This window comes from Planosporangium thailandense, assembly GCF_011947195.1.
In the GTDB taxonomy this organism is placed as follows: Bacteria; Actinomycetota; Actinomycetes; order Mycobacteriales; family Micromonosporaceae; genus Planosporangium; species Planosporangium thailandense.
The window spans coordinates 1-407 of the sequence record NZ_JAATVY010000103.1; the positions used below are offsets into that span (position 1 = coordinate 1).

The following is a 407-nucleotide window of genomic DNA, read 5'->3' on the forward strand; positions in this document are numbered from 1 at the left end:
GCCTGTCCCAGGGGGATCAGGGCGTCTACCTGGAGCAGGCGGCGTTCGTGCTCGACGGGGTGCCCGACCCGCGGGTGCTCGGCGCGGCGTGGCAGCACGTCGTCGACGCCACCCCGGTCCTGCGCAGCCGCATCGCGTGGGGGGAGGTCGCTGAACCGCTCCAGGTGGTGCAGCGGGAGGCCCGCGTACCCATCACCTACCTCGACTGGAGTCACCTCTCTGAGACTGGACGCCCGGAGGAGCTACGGCTGCTGCGCGCCCGGGACCGCGCCGAAGCCATGAATCTGGCGACGGCGCCGTTGATGCGGCTGACGCTGGCGCGGCTGTCGGCTACCGAGGTGCAGGTGGTGTGGACGTTCCACCATGTCCTGCTCGACGGCTGGAGCCTGTTCCAGGTACTGACGGAT

General features: G+C 70.5%; 1 protein-coding gene. It reads left to right on the forward strand.

The window, feature by feature from the left end; all coding sequences use genetic code 11:
* Positions 1–407, forward strand: a 407-nt coding sequence (locus HC031_RS32325; RefSeq protein WP_167929250.1) for a condensation domain-containing protein, incomplete at both ends; no start/stop codon positions are given.